General features: G+C 46.4%; 11 protein-coding genes. 5 read left to right on the top strand and 6 right to left on the bottom strand.

Annotated elements, in window-relative coordinates; all coding sequences use genetic code 11:
- Positions 1-121: 121 nt before the first annotated feature.
- Entirely contained in the window at positions 122-3,361 is a 3,240-nt protein-coding gene (locus HGH90_RS05165) for a carboxypeptidase regulatory-like domain-containing protein (RefSeq protein WP_168740137.1), read from the bottom strand.
- A gap of 427 nt (positions 3,362-3,788) precedes the next feature.
- Here HGH90_RS05165 and HGH90_RS05160 point away from each other — a divergent pair, with 427 nt between their 5' ends.
- Complete coding sequence (locus HGH90_RS05160) at positions 3,789-4,991, top strand: bifunctional 3,4-dihydroxy-2-butanone-4-phosphate synthase/GTP cyclohydrolase II (RefSeq protein ID WP_168763958.1); 1,203 nt, start codon at positions 3,789-3,791, stop codon at positions 4,989-4,991.
- A gap of 119 nt (positions 4,992-5,110) precedes the next feature.
- On the opposite strand, the gene HGH90_RS32075 is transcribed toward HGH90_RS05160, so the two are convergent.
- Complete coding sequence (locus HGH90_RS32075; protein WP_169190529.1) at positions 5,111-9,904, bottom strand: translocation/assembly module TamB domain-containing protein; 4,794 nt, start codon at positions 9,902-9,904, stop codon at positions 5,111-5,113.
- Between the two features lie 762 nt (positions 9,905-10,666).
- On the opposite strand from HGH90_RS32075, the gene HGH90_RS05150 reads away from it, so the two are divergent.
- Genes HGH90_RS05150 through HGH90_RS05135 form a run of 4 tightly spaced genes read left to right on the top strand, consistent with a single transcriptional unit; the run spans position 10,667 to position 17,113 of the window.
- Entirely contained in the window at positions 10,667-13,822 is a 3,156-nt protein-coding gene (locus HGH90_RS05150) for a SusC/RagA family TonB-linked outer membrane protein (protein ID WP_169190528.1), read from the top strand.
- A gap of 18 nt (positions 13,823-13,840) precedes the next feature.
- Positions 13,841-15,403 carry a RagB/SusD family nutrient uptake outer membrane protein gene (locus HGH90_RS05145; protein ID WP_169190527.1) on the top strand — a complete coding sequence of 521 codons (1,563 nt, stop codon included), beginning with the start codon at positions 13,841-13,843 and terminating at the stop codon, positions 15,401-15,403.
- A 27-nt stretch (positions 15,404-15,430) separates the two neighbouring features.
- Positions 15,431-16,105 carry a hypothetical protein gene (locus tag HGH90_RS05140; protein WP_168763954.1) on the top strand — a complete coding sequence of 225 codons (675 nt, stop codon included), beginning with the start codon at positions 15,431-15,433 and terminating at the stop codon, positions 16,103-16,105.
- A gap of 24 nt (positions 16,106-16,129) precedes the next feature.
- Positions 16,130-17,113 (top strand): DUF5007 domain-containing protein, encoded by a 984-nt coding sequence (locus HGH90_RS05135; protein ID WP_169190526.1) that lies wholly within the window; start codon positions 16,130-16,132, stop codon positions 17,111-17,113.
- Positions 17,114-17,164: 51 nt separating this feature from the next.
- Here HGH90_RS05135 and HGH90_RS05130 read toward each other — a convergent pair whose 3' ends face one another.
- The 4 genes from HGH90_RS05130 to ggt are packed head-to-tail and all read right to left on the bottom strand — an operon-like array spanning position 17,165 to position 20,901.
- Positions 17,165-18,205 (bottom strand): aminotransferase class I/II-fold pyridoxal phosphate-dependent enzyme, encoded by a 1,041-nt coding sequence (locus HGH90_RS05130; protein ID WP_169190525.1) that lies wholly within the window; start codon positions 18,203-18,205, stop codon positions 17,165-17,167.
- Positions 18,206-18,211: 6 nt separating this feature from the next.
- Positions 18,212-18,634, bottom strand: a complete 423-nt coding sequence (locus HGH90_RS05125; RefSeq protein ID WP_168763951.1) for a hypothetical protein — start codon at positions 18,632-18,634, stop codon at positions 18,212-18,214.
- 3 nt (positions 18,635-18,637) lie between these two features.
- A complete protein-coding gene (locus HGH90_RS05120; protein ID WP_168763950.1) occupies positions 18,638-19,168 on the bottom strand; it encodes a DUF1572 family protein in 531 nt (176 codons plus the stop codon).
- A gap of 26 nt (positions 19,169-19,194) precedes the next feature.
- Positions 19,195-20,901 (bottom strand): gamma-glutamyltransferase, encoded by a 1,707-nt coding sequence (ggt, locus tag HGH90_RS05115; RefSeq protein ID WP_168763949.1) that lies wholly within the window; start codon positions 20,899-20,901, stop codon positions 19,195-19,197.
- Between the last annotated feature and the right edge of the window lie 100 nt (positions 20,902-21,001).

The following is a 21,001-nucleotide window of genomic DNA, read 5'->3' as shown; positions in this document are numbered from 1 at the left end:
GAAGGGGAGTTTTCAAACCTTAATGGCAAGAAGATTCAGGCTAACACAACAACGACATTTTTATAAAAAAGGAAAGGCCTCCATGAAAATCACGAAGGCCTTTCTTTTTTTATAAAAATGATTAGAAGCTGTAGCGAAGACCCAATTGCCCTCTCCAACGAGCGGTAAAGTTGTTGATGTAGTATGGTTTTTCATTACCAAAGCCATCGACCTCTCTTCTTCTGTCATATTGGAAAACTGCATTGCCGGTGGCATCGAATTTTCTGAATGTCAGTGGTGTAGATGCGTTGTTAGCAATGAAATATGTTCTTCCCCAATCTTTGTTGAGGAGGTTACCTACGTTCAGGATATCGAAAGTGATTTCTACTTTATGATTTTTATAAATAGGCAGTACCTGCGCTATTTTAAAGTCAAAGATATTTTCGAATGGAGTGCGGCTTGCATTTTTCTTGGCATTTTCACCACGGTGCTTACTGAGGTAGCTGTCGTTGGTAATCAGACGTTCCAGGTCGGCTTTTTGTTGGTCTGGAGTGCGGGTGTAGATCACATTACCTTTAGAATCTTTCTGGGAAATCAGATCGAAGTTCATAGCAGCAACTTCTGTTGCTTTAGGAATGTAGATCAGATCGTTGTTGCCGCTGGAGCCTAAATCATCACCGGTAGGATCAACTGTGTTGAAGTATACCCATGAGTAAGGAATACCGGATTGACCATTATAGAACAGCGTTAAGGTAGTACGGAATTTGTCTTCTTTACCATATTTGAACGTTTTGGAAACTACTGCCAGGACCCGGCTACCCATGCTATAGTTAGAGCGGGCTAATTCCAGGTTGTTCAACCCATTAACATTGGGTCCGAAGCGCCAGTTAGAGCCGGCTGTGGAAGAAGTACCGTCATTAATTGCATAGGAATCACCGTAAGAATAACCAACTTTCAGAAAGAGACCATTGCTTGTTTGTTTGGTTAACTCACCAGAGATGTTATAGGTATAACCTTCACTGGTATTTTTCAACAAAAGAATCTGGTCGCCCCAGTTTTTGTTCTTCTTTACCCAGGTAGGTCTTTTAATACCACCACCTAAAGAAACACTATCGTTAGATTGAACAATATTCAAATTTTCCCAGATAGCGTTGTTAAGCGTTTTGGTAAAGTTTCCTTCTATGGTAGCGCTCATTCCCCATGGTAATTTTCTTTCTATCGCCAGGTTGGTTTTAAACATCTGTGGGAATTTGAAGTCCCTATCGGAAAGGTTGATGTTGGAAGGGCGGCTTCCTACGCTAGCTCCCATTGCAGCGAGGTTAGCAGCAGAATATTGTCCGTAAAAAGGACTATTTGCATCATAGTTGAAGCGGAAGTTGTTTGGAAGGGCGGAACCGCTCAAGCTCACATTGGTATAAACATTACCGGTATTTGCATACTGGTTGGAGATCCATACAAATGGTACGCGGCCGGTAAAAATTCCCACACCACCACGGATGGTAGTCATTCCGTCGTTAGTAACATCCCAGTTGAAACCAATGCGCGGAGCGATCAGCGGTCTTGATTTTGGAATGGTAGTAGTGGAGTAACCAGCAAAGCTAGGATCTTTCGAGAATGCAACGTTATCCGGAGGAGTGGTTGGGAAGATAGGAATATCTATTCTTACACCATAAGTTAGGGTGAAGTTTTTCCTGATATTCCATTCGTCCTGTGCATAGATACCGATCTGGGCTGCTTTGAAGCCGATACCATCCCGAAGGGTAGAATCAGCTGTATTATAGTTGATCTGGTATTGTCTTGGTTTCAGGTTGTTAATGAATCCGTTGATGGAATCATATGTATAAGAACCGAAAGCACCTTGAATAAAGGTATTTTTGATCTTGTAGATTTCAGCATTTGCACCTACAGTGATGGTATGTTTACCTTTATACATAGTCAGATTATCTGTAATGGTCCAGATGCTCTGATCCAGGGCGTTGGCCGTAGAGGAAAACTCACTACCCAGGTTAATGGTACGTCCGTTGTCGTTAATGGTAACGGTAGGGAAGGGCTGGCCTTCGTAGCTTCTTCTGTCTTTTACATTATTATAGCCAACCCTCAGTTCATTACTTAATTTATTAGAGAAATTGGAGTTCAGCTCAATAACACTGGAATTACTTTTTGACGGGAAGGTATAATAGTTGTTTGCGAAAGCCGCAGAACTATTGCTTCTGCTGTAGATCAGGTCACTTGCATTCAGATAGTTATGACGTATCGTCAGTTTGTGAACAGAATTGATGTTCCAGTCAATACGTCCAAAGAGAGTAGTAGCTGGTTTATTACGTTCCTGGTCAGTGTAGCTTCCCAAATCTACTTTATATTTAGTAGCAACAAAATCATAGATACTTTTCAGTTCGTCAGTGGTTACGTTGGAAGCTCCTGTTCCAGGGTTGAAATCTATTGGGTTCTTTCTAACAGATCTTTCAGCGTTTACAAAGAAGAACAATTTGTTTTTGATGATCGGACCACCTAAGCTGGCACCGAAAGTTTTATTACTGAAAGTACCGTATTTAGAACGGGTGGAATCCGGCGCTTTTCCCACCAGGCTTTGATCCTGGTAATAAAGGTAGGCAGCGCCATGGAGTTCGTTGGTACCGCTTTTGGTAATGGCATTGATACCGCCGCCGGTAAACCCACTTTGTTTAACGTCGTACGGGTTCAGTACAATCTGTAACTGGTCAATCGTTTCTATGGAAATAGGATTAGCTCCAGCCTGGCCACCATTGGTACCGGAAGCAGACAAACCAAATACGTCGTTGGTTACTGCACCATCCACTGCAAATTGGTTGTATTTATTGCTTTGGCCACCAAAGGAAATACCCATTGGTGAACCGTCTTTACCGTTGGTAGATACAGAAGCCTGAGGACTCAGTCTAACAAAATCCTGTACACTTCTGTTAACCGAAGGAAGGTTATTGAGCTGGGTACGGGAAATGTTCATGGCCGTGCCACCGTTACCTTTAACAGTATTCTTAGTGCCGGTAATGCTGATTTCTTTCAGGGTAGTAGATCCTTCAGACAGCTTAACGCTTATTTTCAACGGCTCACCCAGCTTCAGGAAGATGTCGTTGTACGTTTCGGTACCATAGCTGATGAAAGATACTTCCACTTTGTATGGTCCGCCAACACGCATGTTGGGAATGGTAAACTCACCACCGTTACGGGTTGTAGTTCCGTAAATGGTTCCGGTAGGTGTGTGAGTCGCTTTTACCGTAGCCCCAATCAGGCCCTGGCCTTTTGAATCAGTTATCACACCCGTGATGCTACTGGTGGTAACCTGGGCATAAGTGAAGAGAACAGTGATTAACAATGATAATGTAAAGAGTAACTTTTTTAACCCCATAAAGCAAAGATGTTGTTGTTTCAGGCGCAAAGTTGGTCATTTTTCTTGTGAAAACTTTAACTTCAAATTAACAAATTGTTAAGTAGACTGTGGATATCTCGCCTGCCTGATAAAAAATTAAACAGCATCTAGCAGAGACGTTATAAATAATATGATTTCTGAGAATTTGCACCAAAAATTATAATTTTTCAAATAGGTGTTATTGATAATGAATGAAACCTATACACTGCGCGAACTTTATCCGTATTTAATTGTATGAAATTCAATCGTATTGATTTATTTTTTTATACATTAAAATCGCTTTGTATAATTTGCCCATCAACAATATGATTTTGACAAAAATCAACCGCTCCTCCGCTTCACCTTTTCACAGGTATATGTCGTAACTTTGCGCCATTCAACATTACTGACCCGGAGGGAATATTATATGTTAGATACAATAGCAGCAGCAATAGAAGATATAAAAAACGGTAAACTGGTGATCGTAGTAGATGACGAAGACCGTGAAAACGAAGGTGATTTTGTAACAGCAGCACGCAATGTAACACCCGAGATTATCAATTTTATGAGTACCCACGGTCGTGGGCTGATATGTGCTCCTTTAGTAGAAGAACGTTGTGAGGAATTAGGATTGGAGATGATGGTACGCGATAACACCGCCCTGCACCAAACTCCTTTTACCGTATCGGTCGACTTGCTCGGACATGGCTGTACCACCGGCATCTCCGCGCATGACAGGGCCAAAACTGTACAGGCACTGATCGATCCCAATACCAAACCAGAACATCTGGGCAAACCTGGGCATATTTTTCCGCTGAAAGCCAAAACAGGAGGTGTGTTACGTCGTTCCGGCCATACCGAAGCTACAATAGACCTGGCCCGCCTGGCAGGATTCGAACCCGCCGGTGTACTGGTAGAAATCATGAATGAAGACGGCACCATGGCCCGCCTGCCCCAACTGCGTGAAATAGCCACCAAATTTGATCTCAAGCTCATCTCGATAAAAGACCTCATCGCTTACCTGCTCAGCACCGAAACCCTGATCGAGGAAGGCGTGAAGGTACAGATGCCCACCAAATACGGCAACTTCGAGCTGGTGGCCTTTAAACAGATCAATTCCGGTGAAATTCACATGGCCCTGAAAAAAGGAAACTGGAAAAAAGATGAGCCGGTACTAGTACGTGTGCACTCCTCTTGTGTAACAGGAGATATACTCCATTCATTACGTTGCGACTGCGGGGAACAACTACATGCCGCTATGCAGATGGTGGAAAAAGAAGGTAAAGGTCTTATTTTATATATGAACCAGGAAGGACGCGGTATAGGCCTCATGAACAAACTGAAAGCCTATAAACTCCAGGAAGAAGGACTGGATACCGTGGAAGCTAACCTGGAACTTGGTTTCAAAATGGATGAGCGTGATTATGGTGTGGGTGCACAAATCCTCCGCCAAATGGGCATCTCCAAGCTCCGCCTGATTACCAACAACCCGCGCAAACGCGCCGGATTAAGCGGTTACGGACTGGAAGTAGTGGAAAATGTACCCATCGAAATTCATCCTAACCCACATAATGAAGGGTACCTGAAAACCAAGAGAGATAAATTAGGTCATGATATCCTGAAAGGATAGACACATATGACGGCCATAAGGCCGCGTGACCGGTGTGGCAACACGCCGGTAACCCATAAACCACGCGAAGGAGGAAACCGGTGCTACTACTGGTTTTCTCCTTTGTCGTTTAACCCGCCTTACTCGGTGTTTTTGGTGTTCTTTTTGGTCGCCCTGGCGGAATCTTCCTGTTCCTTTTTGAGGGCAGCGGCCTTACGCAGCGAATCCAGCAGCGGCGTGCGCCTGCTGCGGTTCCCACCGTTGAACAGTTCGGAAAACCGGTTGTACTCTCTTATGTAGGAAATGCCTACGCCGGATTTCGTACGATTGTTGAGGTTATATACGTCGTAGTCCGTTTTACTAAAGGCATTGATTCGGAAACGACCATCAGGTGTCAGGAGGTATTCGACGCGGAAGTCGCCCGCAAACCGGTTGGTGTTAGCGGAAGTGGCCGTTTTACCCCAGTCATAGTCGCCACCGGCATATAAACGGAAACGATTGTTAAACAGGTTACTGGTAATACCGGCGCTCACCTGGTTACGATCTACGGAAGAGTTATCCTGGGGGCCACCCACATTATACGCCCGGTAGTTAACATTTACACCGATACCGCTTCCTTTTAGCAGGGCGCCGGTAATGTTGTTCAAAATGGCCTGTGCCTGGGCGGATAACGCCTGTCCCACACTGTTTTTACCAGTGATACCCACATTGGCCGCCGCGGTAGTAGTGGCGTCATCGGGCAGGAACTGGTTGGAAAATAATAATCCCCATACCTGGAACAAGGCCTTGTTCTGGTCGTTATTAATTTCTTTCAGGTGGGCCGCTACTCCACTTTCATAGGCCAGGCTGCCTACTTCCGGTAATTCGATGGAATAAGTGATGTCCGGCTTCAAGAGGGCGCCACGTAAGTTAATCAGTACATCTACTTTTTCGGTGCGGGTAGCCAGCTTATCAGAGCTAATGTTGGTGCCTTGTCCTACCAGGTTATAAAGGCTCACCTTGGGCAGGGAGTACTTAGCCATAATATTTACCCGCGCTTCGGATGGATCACCGTTCCAGATGATGCTGCTGTTCTTTTCTATATCAAATTTCCAGCTGGTTAGGCGCTGGAAGGTAAAGTTGTAGGACCCATTATTGATTTCGTAATTCCCGAACATGGTAAAGTCGCCTTCGGTATTCACGGTGATCTGCAGGTTGCCGGTACCGTTGGCCGAAATGATATCGCCGGTAGTGGCATCCAGGATAACGTCTATCTGTGCATCCGGGTTGGCGGCAATGTCGAGTTTAACCGTGAGTTTGGTATTATCTTTTTTCTTCTTCTTTTCTACGATCTCGGTACCATATGTTTTGAAGGTGATGTAGTCGTATTTACCAATATCCTTGCTGTCGGACATGGGCAGGTAGAAGTGGGTGCCTTTAATGGGCCTGGCCAGGATATGCATCTGCATATCGTTGATCGGGCCGGAGAAGTATACTTTACCATCGGCAATCACATCGCCATAGAACAGGTCGTTGTCATTGGCGGTAGTGCCCAGGAAAACGAAGCCACGGCCGGTTACATCAAAATCGAAATTCAGTTTGTCGAAGTGATCATGACTGATATAGCCGCTGGCGTTACCCTGGGTATTATTTTTATCGACCAGTACAAAATTGCCGAATTCAATCAGGTTATCGTCTACATTGATGTTCAGCTTGGGAATCCGGTAATGGGTGCCGAGGTAATCAACAGTTACGCCCACTGTATCCAGGGAAAGGGTGCCTTTCACCGATGGCTGTGTGGTAGTGCCACCTATTTTGAGGTTGCCGGCTACGGTGCCGGTAAGGTTCGACACATAGCCCGCCAGGTACTTATTCAGCAGGCTGATAGAGGTGCCGTTGAGCTGAATGCCGGCGTCGATATTGTTGTTGCCTGCCAGCAGGCCTACCTGTCCCTGCGCGGCGAAAGCCTTGCCCTCATTGTCAGACTGTACGCTGAAGGTGGCTATCCCCGTTTGATGATGATAGGAGCCATCAACATTTACGATGCCGATAGAATCGTTGTCTATGCGCAGTTCCCGGGTTCTCAACGCGGTATTGATATCCAGGTTGGCGGTTGGATCCGCAATATTGATGGTACCATCTGTAATCCCTTCAATGCGGGTGGTAATGACCTGGGCAGGGATGACGTCGGCCAGGTTCAGGTTTTTAAGGGTAACGATGAACTTCGATTCATCCGGGTTAAACTCGTTGGTTTCTATGGTAACGCTTTGATCATTGCGGGTAATGCGGAAATTTTTTACCGTGAGAAAGTGTTTGCTCCAGTAAATTTCATTGCCGGGTGTTACATTCCACTGGCGCTCGTTCACCGTGAACGCACTATTGAGGAAGTTGACTTTTACCCCTTCCGCGACGGTGATGATACGGGCATAAAAGCCATCCAGGGAGGAAGTGTCTTCTGCGGAGAGGTCTACTTTCACATAAGAGGTATCATGCCCCGAGCTGGCCAGTATCACCGGGTTTTCAAACATTACGTTCTTACCGGATAATATTTTACCAATACTGGTGCTGATATTGACCTTATTAAAATTACCTTCTCCCTTTACCTGTAAATCCTGTACATGGTAACCCCGGAAACCGGCTTCCGGTATGTTGATATTCAGCGCCAGGTTGCCTCCGTTCATCGTATTCAGGGCGCCGTCGACCCGGCTTTGGTTAAAGCCGGTGAACTGGTTTGTAAAGCCTTTCAGCAGTTTATCCACGTCTCCCAGGTTGAAGGCAAAGGTGAAGTCCTGGTTGATATTGGTTTGTGACGGCGGGCTGAAATAGCTGGGATAATATTTATAAAGCAGCAAGTGAAAGGCGTTGGGTAGTTGGAGAAAGCTATATTGTCCTTTTACAAACCCACTGATTTCACTACCGGCAAATTCCAGTACTTTTTTATTGTCCACCATATGCGACAGCACGTTGAGGGAGTCGAACTCCAGTCGCCGGTTGTCTTTGAACACTGATACTTCATACATCCGGGCGCTTCCATCGAAGTTGTCGATGTTACTGCCTTTGAAATTTAGATCCAGCTTGGCCTGCAGGGTAACGGAATCTTCCGTGAGGTGCAATGCTTTCAGGTCACTTTTACGGATTTCTGAATTGAAATTAAATACGGGAAGGGCCTCGTTGAAATCGATGGTACCGGCAAAGTCCATATCGAGGTTGGGATCATTGGCAGTGAGAGAGCCATTGAAAAATTTACGGCTCATTTCCCCTTTGGTTTTGATGTTGCGATAGTCGTAGCCGAATAGGGAAATTTCCTGTATATTGGCGTCTACACTGGCTTTGAGCGTTTTAAAGTTAAAGCCGGCGCCGTCTACTTTGGCATCCAGGGAAACGGTAGACAGGTTATCGTTGTCGAAAAGGCTGCCTATATCAAAGTTGCTGGCCTTGAGGCTACCGGAATACACTGGTATATCCCTGCTGGTTTTAAAGTTCAGATCGGAGTTGAGCTTACCCAGGTTGGTCTGAAACTGGCCATAGGCCACAAAGTCATTGATGAATCCGGTGTAGCTTCCCTGGAAATGGATATTGGATAACCGGTCGATGCGAACGGTATTGACAACGTCCTTTACGATAGGCATGATTTGCATTACATCTTTACCGGTAGTTACCAGTTCGTCGGTATGGAAATCGATGAACGTTTCGTAGATGTCTGGCAGGCCACGCATTTCCAGGCTTCCTTTCAGGCGGGTGGTGCTGCCGGCGCTGAGGTCTATTTCAGATGCTTTCAGGTTACTTACCGGCCCCCGGGCTTTTCCGTTGAGAATAATTTCTTTTTTCCAGGAAGAAAGAGGTGGGGCAAAAAAGGCAATATCGTCGGAAGATAGTTTACAGTTTTTGAAATGCGCCTGCATAAACACATCATCGATATAATTGCTCATATCACTGATGTCGCTGTATTGCATGGTGTAGTAGTCGCCGATATGGCTGCGGTTTGTTTCCAGGTCGAGCTGCGAGAACTCCATTTCTACGGGCGACATTTTAAAGCGGCTACTCAACTTCTTCACTTCAAAGCCGCTGCGCTCTTTGGTACGCAGGATAAGGTCGCCTATCACGCTATCCTTTACCAGGCTGGTATTGGTGAGGGAAAGGTTGATATCATTGAAGCGGATATGATGTGGCGCAAAGTAGCCTGCCTCAATTTTAGTGGTATCGTCGGGATTATCGACGCCGAACATCCCATTTTTGATATTAATCTCTTTTATAATAAGTTTCCAGTTAGCGCTATTCCACCGAAGCTCATTGATCCGGCTACTATCCACGGGGTTGGTGCCCGGGGCAGGGCGTCTGCGGTGGCGCAGGGGGGAAGAGGCATAACTGCTCACGATAAACGTTGGTGCCGTGAGGGTGAGTTCCTGGATATCGATATTATGTTTTTGCAGGTCGAGGTTCTTGGCATCCAGGTAAATGCGCTTGGCGGAAGCCCTCATATCTTCACCTACCCAGGCATCTACCTGGTTGAACTGTATATTGCGAAGGTCTATTTTTTTAAGGTCCAGCGAAATGCCTTTGCTGGGCGTACGGCTCGTATCCGTTGGACCAGAGAACGCTTCTTCCAGGAAGTGATAGTTCCACACAGAGTCTTTGCGGGAACGGAGGAGGTTTACCTGCGCGTTTTCCAGTCCTATAAACTTGATCACCGGCTTGTCCTGGAAAAAGAACCAGTCAGTAATGCGTACCTGTAGTTTGCCGGCGTACAACAGGGTATCGCGATGTTGATCTTCTATCAGCGCTCCCTCCAGCTGCATATGATTGAACAGCTGAAACTTTACACGGTCAATCTGTACCCTTGTTTTCAGCTGTTCTGATAAACGGCTGGTCACTTCCCCCACGAGGAAGTTCTGTACCACCGGGATGTTTACCAGTATTCCGATCAGGATAACAAGGCCTAACAAACAGAGTAACACGACAGATAATATTTTCCGTACTTTTTTCAGGCGCCTAAAGTTTATCCGGCAAAAATAATTAATAGTTGCCAGTCCTTGGCAATCAGCCAATAAATAAGATGGATTTCCCGTTTAAACAGCGTAATGACGGGTGCTTTTTTCGTATATAGATAACAGTGAGTAAGATGTTTTTGGCGCTGGTGATCAATATTTGTATGGGTAAAATGCATGATAGGTATTTATCACTGGATTGTCTTGTATGTATCATTATGATGATGTTATTTTACCGTATTGTGGTTTTATTTTCATTTGCCATATATTGATATGATAATTTTATGTTTTTTAATATATTGATTATGAATTTATTATATTCATCATAGCAATATTGGTATAGTAATTCTTTCTGTCACTGCATTGTCAATAATTACCCCTATGCCTATTAAGAAAATTTTAACATTTCTAATTTTCCCCCCGGAACTGTGAACAATTGAAGTAACATCGACCAAAAAAGTAGACAGTTATTATCAGCGTGCCTTAATAAGTGAACAATACCACGAGCATTAAACATCAGTAACATTAACCAGGATCAATAATGACATGCTTACACAAATTTCAGGTGAGTGCTTAGAGAAGAAGATTATTACCCGTGAACGTTAATAAGTGAACAACATTTCAGGACTGTCAACCAAAAAAAACAAAAGAAACAATAAACGATTTCCAGTGAACAAAAGGTAGTTATCGACCCATCTGATAATTCCAGCTTAATTTATTAAACCAGAATCTATGCACAAAAAGTTGCTATTGCTAGCGCTAATGGGACTGCTATGCCTGCAGGTATGGGCCCAGGAGCGAAAAATCTCCGGTACCGTTAAAGATGACAAAGGGGTTGTATTGCCCGGCGTATCTGTGAAAGAAGTGGGTACCAACAACGGAGCCGCTACTACACCAGATGGTAAGTTCACCCTGACGTTAAGAGGTAACTCCGGTAAGCTTTCCATCTCCTATATAGGCTTTGAAACGCAAACCATTGTCCTCACAGGTAATACTTCCTACACCATTTCATTAAAACCGGATGCTAAAAGTCTAAAAGACGTAGTGGTGATCGGGTACCAGGAAGTAAAGCGTAAAACCGTAACAGCAGCGGTATCCAGCGTGAAAGGTAAAGAAATTGAAAACTTGCCTTCTCCCAGTTTCGACCAGCTGTTGCAAGGCCGTGCTGCCGGTTTGAACGTACAGAACTTTACCGGTGAACCCGGTGTACGTGGCTCCTTTGTGGTAAGAGGAAATACTTCCATCAGCCGCAACGCCTCTGCCGCCCGCACTTTGAGCTCGCCTTTATTTGTGATCGATGATATTCCCATTTCTATGGATGATGCAGCTGCATTTGATAATACCGGTACCAACTATATTGCCGGCATCAACCCTAACGATATTGAATCGATCGACATCCTGAAAGATGCATCTGCAGCAGCCATCTATGGTTCCCGTGGGGCCAACGGCGTAGTGATCGTGAAAACAAAACGGGGTAAGCCCGGTAAGCCACAGGTAAATGTTTCGGCCTACACCGGTTTGGTGCAGCAGCCTAATTTCGAAAAAGTATATGGCGGCGCGGAAGAAAGACAGTTTAAAATGAATTTCCTCCAAAAGAACCTGAGCTATGATCAGTTGGCCATCAGGATACCTATGCTGCTGACAGATAGTCTCAACCCGGCTTTTAACGGAGCCACCGATTGGCAGGATCTCTTTTACCAGAAAGCCCTGATCCAGAACTATGATCTTTCTGTGGCCGGCGCCAACGACATGACCAATTACCGTATCAGCGGTAACTACTATAACGAAGAAGGAACCATTAAAGGAACCGGCTTTAAGCGCTACACCGTATCTGCCGCCATGGGCGTGAAACTGAGCACGAAGCTAAATGTAAGCTCCCTGTTCCGCCTGAGCCGTGGCGATAGATCCAGGGGCCGCGGTACTGCGCCCGGTGAAGACGTGATCCCGCTGGCCGGCGGACAGTATCGATCTTCTCTCTTTAACCTTTCGGATTTAGATAAGAAAAACTTCGTAGGCGACTTTGCCGATGGAAAAGATAAAAATATCAATGATGATATCACAGCCAGTGTAACGCTCAACTACGATTTCAGCAAAAAGCTGCGTTTTGCTTCTACCGGTTCTATACAGTCGAGCGTCAATTCCCGCGATATTTTCAGACCCGGTGCGTTGAACGTAGCCGGATTGTCCTATGCACAAAGCAGCAAGTCGCGTTATGAAAACGTAAACCTCGATAACACCCTGAGTTACACGACCAACATAGTGAACAATGATCACCATCTTAACGTGTTGCTGGGTAACACCATTAATAACGTGAAGAATGAATACACCGGTATCGGCGCAGGCGCGCTGAGTAACGACAACGTGAAAGTAGTACAGGGTTTTGTTCCGAACTATTTAACATTCTATGATGCTGGCGGAAACCTGGTTTCCGGATCCAATTATCAGTCAGCTGGTCTGCTGTCTTTCTTCTCCCGTGTTAACTATGACTATAAAGAAAAATACCTGTTGTCGCTCGCTTACCGTGCCGATGCGTCTTCCCGTTTTGGTAAGGACAGCAGATGGGGATACTTCCCTTCTGTTTCTGCCGGATGGAATATTTCCGAAGAGCCGTTTATGGCGCCGGTGAAAAAGTGGGTGGAGTACCTCAAAATACGTGGTAGCTTTGGGGTTACCGGTAGTTTGCCTACCGATTATTACCTGCCATTCAATACCTACAGCATCAACCAGGGAACCTACGGAGGTTCAAACGGCGGTACTTACAATGGAGTGAATGCAGTAACACCGAACTTTAGTGACGGGGTAGCACAGAATGGCTTGACCTGGGAGCAGGCACTGCAATCCAACATCGGTATCGATGCGAGCTTCTTTAGCGGCCGTTTGAACGTTACTGCAGATGCGTTCAACCGCGGTACTTCCCGCAAGCTGTTCGACCTGATGCTGCCTGCCACTACCGGGTATAATAAAGTAAACACCAACGCGGTAGATGTACGTAACACCGGTGTCGAATTCACCGTACAAGGTAGAATTATGCCTGCTAACAGCAAATTCCAGTGGAACTCTACGCTGATTCTCTCTTTCATCAAAAACCAGATCGTGGCATTGCCTAATGGTAACCGTGATCTCGTGGTACCTGATGATAATACCGGTATGACCTATATCCTGACCAAAGGAAGGGCGATCAATGAGTTTTACCTGATGCAGAGCAAGGGCGTATACAGTACCGCAAAAGATATTCCTTTCAACCCTTATACCGGTGAGAAACTGACCTATTGGAACGGTAACCATACCGTACAACCGGGTGATTTTATCTGGGTAGATCAGAATGGTGACTACGATGTATGGGACTGGAATGATAAAGTACGTGCAGGTAACCCTAACCCCGGTTGTACCGGCGGCTTTACCAATACTTTTATGTATGGTCCCTGGAGCTTGCAGGTGTATATGACCTTTACCCTGAAACGTGATATTTACAATAAATACATGTCCGACAGGCTGGAAGCTTTAACCAACCGTTATGCGGACGTAGCGGCTATCGACCCTGCCTCCATCGACAGCTGGCATAAAGAGGGCGACCAGAGCAAGTATGCGCAGGTAATTCCTTATAGCCAGAATTATTATTACCAGTTCTTACCATTTTCTTCAGCCTTTGTGGAAAATGGTTCTTATGCCCGTATCAAATACCTGAACCTTTCTTATACCGTAGGGCCTAAATTATTGCAACGTGCAAAACTCAGTAAGCTGCAGATATATGGCGTGATCGACAACGTGAAAATGTTCCAGAAATCCAGCGTGCCTGATGCGGAAGCGGTGGATGAGAAAGGTACTTACACCGGTGGCGGATACCCTATTCCAAGGAAGTTCACATTAGGGGTAAATGTTGGTTTTTAATTTTAAAAAGAAGTTGATATGAATTGTCTTAAAAATATATTTACAGTGATGGCAGCGGGGCTGATGTTATCGCCATTGGTATCTTGCCGCAAGCTATTAAACCAGGACCCGATTAACTCGCCGTATAGTAATGTTTTCTGGCAAAACCAGCGGGATGCAGAGCAGGGCGCAGCAGGTGGGTATGCCTTATTGCGCCGGGCCTTAACTACCAATACAGACTGGGACCAGAGCATGTCGCATTTTGCCTACGGCTCCTTGCCGGCTTTCGAGTTCGCAGACTATGGCACTTATGATGTAAGGGCGTTGGTGAAAGGCGGAGATGGATTCAATAATGCTGACTTTTTAGGGGCTTACCTGGATAAATACCACGACTGGTCGCCGTACTACAAAATAATTACCCAGGCGAATATTATGTTGCATAATATTCCCAATATCCCCGATAACCAGTTTACGGACAACCCTACCCGTACCCGTAATCGTTTCCTGGGAGAGGCGTATTTCCTGCGTGCATTTTCTTATTTCTATATGGCCCGTATCTGGGGCGATGTACCGGCTGTATTTCAATATGATGCCGACCCGGCACATTCGACCAACATTCCCAGAACCAGCGAAAAGACTATCATAGATAGCTGCGTGAGCGATCTGAAAAATGCGATCCGCCTGCTGCCCTGGGAATATAAATCCGGTACAGAAAGAGCGGTGAGAGCCAACAGGGGAGCAGCCTTTGGATTGCTGGCACATGTGTATATGTGGAAGAATTTCCTGAATAAAGGCCAGGTGGTTTCAGATGTTACTAACGCCATCGCAGCGGTTGATTCTGTGGAAAACAGCGGCATGTACCAGCTGGAGCCTTATGCTAATTATCCGAAAGTGTTCCATGGAAAATCAAATGAAGGAATCTTTGAGATCAACATGCAGGCCGCTAACGGTGAGCAACAAATTGAAACAGGTTTTTATTATAGCCTGATGAAAGCGCCTTTCATCTATAATAAAAGCTCCAAAGTAGATGTGGTAAATCTCGACCTGATCTACTCCCTGTATGACGTGCCTTCTTCAGATGTACGTACCAATTACTTCTTCTCCGGGTTAACGGACAACAGCAATGCCTATGATGTGATCCTGTGCAAGTTTGCAGGCCCTAACCGGGAAAATATCAGTTATAAAAATCCGGGCGACAACAGCGGCGCATCGGTAGACGCCAATATTATGTTGCTCCGCTATGCCGACTTGTTGCTGCTGCGTGCCGAAGCCTATGCCGATCAGGGCAATGAAGGTGCCGCACTGCAGGATATCAATACCGTAAGAGCCCGTGCGCAGGCTGCCCCGCGTACTGCTGATGATATCGACAACATTAAATGGGAAGTACTCCGCGAGCGTTCCCGTGAACTGTATGGCGAAGGCCAACGTTGGTATGACCTGGTACGTACCGGTTTCCTCACTAACCAGGATTTGAATGGCGGTGGTATATTCCCGCAGAGCCGCTTTGATGCCGGTGGCTGGAAATGGCCAGTGGGAAGAGTACTGTTTCTCAATAACAACGTGATTACCCAAAACAGTTTCTGGCTGGGTAAAGTGAAATAGCTTTTAAAATCTTACAAACGTATTGACATGAACAAACTGAAAATATATACTACCCGGGGCGGATGGGCTATGCTGCTGCTGGCGATGTTGTTTACCGCCTGTAAAAAGGATGATCACTTTATTGGAGGCAGCCCCACCAATGATCATACACCAATGACAACTTACGATTACCTGAAGGCGAATCCTTTGTTTGATACGCTGATTTTGCTGATCGATAAAGCCGGGTTAAAGGAAACGGTAAATAGCGATATTACTTTTATTGCACCTACTGATTATTCCATTAAAACGTTCCTGGCGATGCGAACGTTCCAGTTGCAAAAGGCCACAAATGATGAGAACGTTAAATACACCATCGATAGTTTGAAAGCGCCTGAGCTGCGGGATTCCCTGATGGCTTATATGTTTGACGGCAAGATTGTAAGAGCAGACTTGTCGCTGGAAGCCCAGGTGTATAAGAATAAGGTAGGAGAAAGCTTTGCCTTCAAGCAGGTAAAATCAGGCGACTATTCTGATATACTTTCTTCAGGTGTGCGTTACCTGTCGGTAGCTAAGATTATCAATGGGCTGGATCCGGATCCGCTGCCTGATGGCTACCCCGACGGGGATAAGGACAAAACAAACATCCTGCAAACTACAGGCATTATCACCACTACGGGCGTGTTACATGTACTGGAAAACAAACATGCCTTTTACTGGAAATAGTCATTTATCAAAAAACTTAAAAGTATGTCTGAAAAATATAACCTGAAAAAATTACTGGGGCCTGCTATCCTGTTGGGTGTACTGATAGGTGGATGTAAAAAGATCGATGAAGGTTTTTTGAGTGATGGACTCTATGTGCCGGATAATCCTCTTACCATACAACGGGGTAATCCCTTCCAGAAAACCAACGCTATCCTGGCCGATGGTACCACACAGCCGATGACCATTACTTTACTGGATGTGAGAAGGGCAGATACCAAAAAACATGCAGATGAATTTTATAAGGAGTACCCGGTATACGTATATACGGCGTCGGTAGATCCTGCCGTTGACACCACCATCGAACAGGTGAATAAGAAGCGTACCCTTAAAAATCTGAAACCATTTGTGTTTTTGACGAGCGGCCAGTTCATATTCAATGGCGCTACAGATAGTTTGCCATTGGGTGTTACTTATGAGTATGATATCCAGGTGTCTAATGTGGCGGGATCCAAGGTGTATAAGAATATTGCTACCATGACTACCGTCGATCCACCTTTGATAACAGAAACGACGGCCAATTGCAACTTCTTCCCGAATGATGGCTCTGCTACTATACCCATGGGAGCGCCTACGATGACGATTACCCGCGTGAATGAAAGTGGTGCATCGGTTATCCTGAAAATAACCGATAAGAATGGCGTACCGTTTAACCCGGCTAAGGGAGAAATCATCAAGCGCGGCGACCGTCCTATTTTCGAGAACTATGCCCGTTTCCACCCTATCCAGTATACGGATACGGCCATGATCTGTAATTTTGAGATCGCGCCATTCCCGCTGAGTAAATATTCCAACGGAGGTACCAACTGGAACTACCTGATGTATTATCGGGTTCCTTCTACTTTTTTAAAGGTGGATCCGGCTTTAACAAATAAGATTGGTAGCGCCAATCCGCTGTTTGCCTTCCGTTTAATGAAAGCAGGCGTATACGTAGTAGAAATAAAACTGCCGAAAGTAACGCATATCTGATAAGGATACCGTTATGGTATATAGATTGTCTGAACCGGGAGTCATCCTGGTTCAGACAATTTCTTTTAGGAACTGGTGCAGCGTGGTAATGTCTTCCCGCAAATGCAGGGCAGATACTACAGCCCTGTTCACGGGCACGTTCTGTGGCTGTGGATAAGGAAAGCTGGAGATAATGATATCGCGGTCTTCCAGCGATTTTACCAGTGTGTCTCCCGGTGGCAGGATAAATACCGGTAACCCATGCGGATTATGCACCGGAAGATCTGCCATGATTTGCTGCATATGTGTGATATTTTGTTGCAGCAGCTTACGCATTTTTTGTATCAGCTCCCCTGCATGCAGCCAGGCATGGGCATTGGCGGGCGCCATGGGAGTGCTGCCTGCAAAAAGAGGGCTCTTTTTTAAGGCCATAATATCTGCGGCCGATCCGGCTACTACACCGCCCTGTATGCTGTAGGCCTTGGCCAGGGAGGCGGTGAGCAGGTAATGTACCTGAGGCGTTTTAGGCATAAAGTGGATACTGCCTTCTCCTGCCGGGCCAAGTATTCCTATGCCATGGGAGTCGTCGGCTACTACCAGCACTTTGCGTTCCAGTTCCTGCAGCCATTGAAAAGGGTGCCGTGTGCTGGTCAGCGGGTTGACGGCGTCGGTAATAATCACAAAGGTATGATCCGGGTGACTGTTTACCTGTTCAATCGTTTGGCGGATCCATTCTTCCCGGGTTACGAGGGGAAGTGCGGTGGGCAGGCCCCACAGCGCAGGATGCGTATCCGGTGCATATAGTGGTTTACCGCAGGTGAGCGCATAATGCACGGCCGCCTGGGAGGCGAGGAAGCCGGATGAAAATACAGCGGCCGACTGTAGATGCAGCAGTGTACAAAGCGCATGTTCTATTTCTTCGTATAGCGATAACCGTATGTTGCCTGCCCTGGAGGACGGGAAAACGGTACCATACTTTTCCACCCCCTGTGCCAGCAATGCCTTAAAAGCAGGCTGCTGGTGCAATCCAAGGTAAGCAAATCCTGAAAAAAACAGGCAGGTCCGGCCTTCCAGTAAGGTAGTTCTGCCGGGCGTATGATCTGTATACTGCATCTGGTGTTATTCTTTTTTGGTACAAAGGATAAACTGGAAATCGGTCGATGTTACTTTCATATCGAAGTAGTCGTCTGTTAACTTTGTAATGGTCACCAGGTTTTCCACTTTCCTGTCGCCGTTTTTAGCGGTCACAGAAATCATGGCGCCGTTACTGAGTATAAAATATTTACCGGTATCTGATTTACCGGCAATGGTAGCTACGAAAACATTCCCTTTCAGAAACTGGTAGTACGCATCCCGGTAGTAGGTCTTTTTAAGGTCTTCCGCCTGGATATACTGGGTGTTGCTGATAGGCGCGTCGGGCGGTACTTTTACGTCATATACCCGCCACTTTTTATTCATTAGCAGTTCATTGTTCTGTTGGCTCTTGCAGGCTGCCATCATTCCTATGCCGGATATAACGGTCAGTACTATACGTATTTTCATGAATTATTTATTCCCTGTTTTTGCTTTGTTAAAGGCGGCCGATCCTCCTTTGGGGATAGACAGGCTTTGCCATTTATCCTGGAGAATCATTTTACCGATATATACGATCTGGCCTACGTGATAGGGCACATGCGCCAGCTGGCGGTTGATGGCATCTACCACGATATGTGGTTCGTTGCGGATAAAAATGGTTCTGTCGAGATCACTTTCCTGGAGGCTGCGGATCGCATTCATCATACAGTCCCAGCCTTCATTCCATTGTTCCAGCAGCTGAGCGGCACTAGTATCGTGTTCTTCAAATTCCTGGTCCCTGTCCCGGTTGGGTTTTTCTCCATCGGTTGTCAGAAAATCGGTCCAGCGCGACAGCATGTTACCATGCAGGTGTTGTATAATATGAGCAATGCTGTTGGGTTCGCCCGCAGGTTGCCAGTGTAGTTGTGCAGTATCTAATCTTTCAATGGTTTTCAGGCCTAGCTGCCGGTGGGTTTCCAGCCGGTTTAATACGCTTTGCAGATAGATGGATTGGAAGGACATAAAAAAGGTATTTGGGTGTTATTGATTTAGTATCCAGCTGCACTATCATCGCCCCGTTTATCGCCAGACGCTTCCAGGAAGCGGCTCTCAGGAGCTCTTTTAATGATTTCGGTGCGACCTATGGGCCCTCGTTTGCTGATCTTATATCCCATGGCTTCCAGCGCCTGGATGGTACTGTCGGGGAAGTCTTTTTCCACGGCAATTTCATCTGGCAGCCACTGGTGATGAAATTTGGGCTTATTGATGGCATCTGCCGGTGACATACCAAATTCCAATGTGTTAATGAGTGCCTGGAAGACTGAGGTGATGATAGTAGATCCTCCCGGTGTGCCCAGGGAGTACAGTACCTGGTTTTGTTGTAATACCAGGGTAGGCGTCATGGAGCTGAGCATGCGCTTGGCGGGTGCAATGGAATTGGCTTCGGTGCCTACCAGGCCATACATATTGGGTACGCCGGGTTTTACGCTGAAGTCGTCCATTTCGTTATTGAGCAAAAAGCCGGATTTGCCCACTACCGTTCTGCTGCCGAAGTGCCCATTGAGCGTAGTGGTTACTGCTACTGCGTTTCCATCTTCATCGATGACGCTGAGATGGGTGGTTTCTTCGCTTTCCGGCAGTACGCCAGCTTTGGTTTTATCGCTGGAACCAGCCTTACCTGGCGTAAAGTCCTGCATGCGGGTGGCCAGGTATTTTTTGTTAGTCAATTTTGCTACCGGTACTTTAACAAAGTCGGGGTCGCCCAGGAATTGTGCCCGGTCGGCATAAGCACGGCGTTCTGCTTCCACCATCAATTGTACAGACTGTGGGGATTGGAAGCCCCATTGCGACAACGGATAGTTTTCCACCATTCCCATCAGCTGTTGCAGGCAGATGCCCCCGCTGGAAGGCAGTGGCATGGTGACAATTGTATAGCCTTTATAGTTAAAGGCCACGGCTTCTCTTTCGCGGGCCTTATAGCTTTTTAGATCCTGGAGGGAGATGATACCATGGCCCCTTTTCATTTCAGCTACGATATTGGTGGCGGTTTCACCCTGGTAGAATCCTGCCGCCCCTTTATTGCGTATAAGCGTGAGCGTATGTGCCAACTCCTTCTGTATGAGGGTATCTCCTGCTTTCCAGGGTTGTTCTTTAACGAAAGCTGTTTTGGTTGTATTTAATCTTTCGAAGTCTGCCCTGGCAGCATTCAGCCCATTGGCCTCTGCTTCGGTGATCACAAATCCTTTCTCTGCCAGCCGGATAGCGGGGGCTATCAGTTTGGAAAAAGGCAATTTGGCGTATTTCATGGAAGCAAAGAGTCCTGCTACGGTGCCGGGGATGCCGGCAGCCAGGTGCCCGTCCAGGCTAAGCTGGGTAATGGGATTGCCGGCTGAGTCGAGGTACATATCCCTGCTGGCTTTGGCAGGGGCGGTTTCGCGATAGTCGATGGCTATATTGCGCCCATTTTTCAGATGCCCTACCAGGAACCCACCGCCGCCAAGATTGCCGGCGCCGGGGTATACCACTGCCAGCGCCAGCTGTGTGGCGATGGCGGCATCGATGGCATTCCCTCCCTGTTGCAGTATCATGGCGCCCACCCGGCTGGCCAGGGGATGCGCTGATACAACAGCGCCATGCAATACTTTGATGTCTTTCTCAATCGTATAATCGAAAGGATGTAAATCATCTATGGGTTGTTGGGCACGGGCGGTTTGCCAGGTACACACCACCAGTCCGAGCAGGATCAGGAAACGCATGGGTATCGTGTTTGAAGCTAAATTAAGATAAGCGCCGAACTATAGAAAATTTATCATCCGGAGAACCGGGGAAACATTCATGCAAACAGCCATAACCGGA

It is taken from the genome of Chitinophaga sp. Ak27 (assembly GCF_012726295.1).
GTDB lineage: Bacteria > Bacteroidota > Bacteroidia > Chitinophagales > Chitinophagaceae > Chitinophaga.
This window is presented reverse-complemented; position numbering and strand designations above follow the sequence as displayed.

Excerpts from the sequence above, each read along its gene's own strand:
- HGH90_RS05135 (WP_169190526.1), top strand. The coding sequence starts at position 16,130 with ATGTCTGAAAAATATAACCTGAAAAAATTACTGGGGCCTGCTATCCTG.
- HGH90_RS05125 (WP_168763951.1), bottom strand. The coding sequence starts at position 18,634 with ATGAAAATACGTATAGTACTGACCGTTATATCCGGCATAGGAATGATG.
- HGH90_RS05160 (WP_168763958.1), top strand. The coding sequence starts at position 3,789 with ATGTTAGATACAATAGCAGCAGCAATAGAAGATATAAAAAACGGTAAA.
- ggt (WP_168763949.1), bottom strand. The coding sequence starts at position 20,901 with ATGCGTTTCCTGATCCTGCTCGGACTGGTGGTGTGTACCTGGCAAACC.
- HGH90_RS05145 (WP_169190527.1), top strand. The coding sequence starts at position 13,841 with ATGAATTGTCTTAAAAATATATTTACAGTGATGGCAGCGGGGCTGATG.
- HGH90_RS05140 (WP_168763954.1), top strand. The coding sequence starts at position 15,431 with ATGAACAAACTGAAAATATATACTACCCGGGGCGGATGGGCTATGCTG.
- HGH90_RS05130 (WP_169190525.1), bottom strand. The coding sequence starts at position 18,205 with ATGCAGTATACAGATCATACGCCCGGCAGAACTACCTTACTGGAAGGC.
- HGH90_RS05165 (WP_168740137.1), bottom strand. The coding sequence starts at position 3,361 with ATGGGGTTAAAAAAGTTACTCTTTACATTATCATTGTTAATCACTGTT.
- HGH90_RS05150 (WP_169190528.1), top strand. The coding sequence starts at position 10,667 with ATGCACAAAAAGTTGCTATTGCTAGCGCTAATGGGACTGCTATGCCTG.
- HGH90_RS05120 (WP_168763950.1), bottom strand. The coding sequence starts at position 19,168 with ATGTCCTTCCAATCCATCTATCTGCAAAGCGTATTAAACCGGCTGGAA.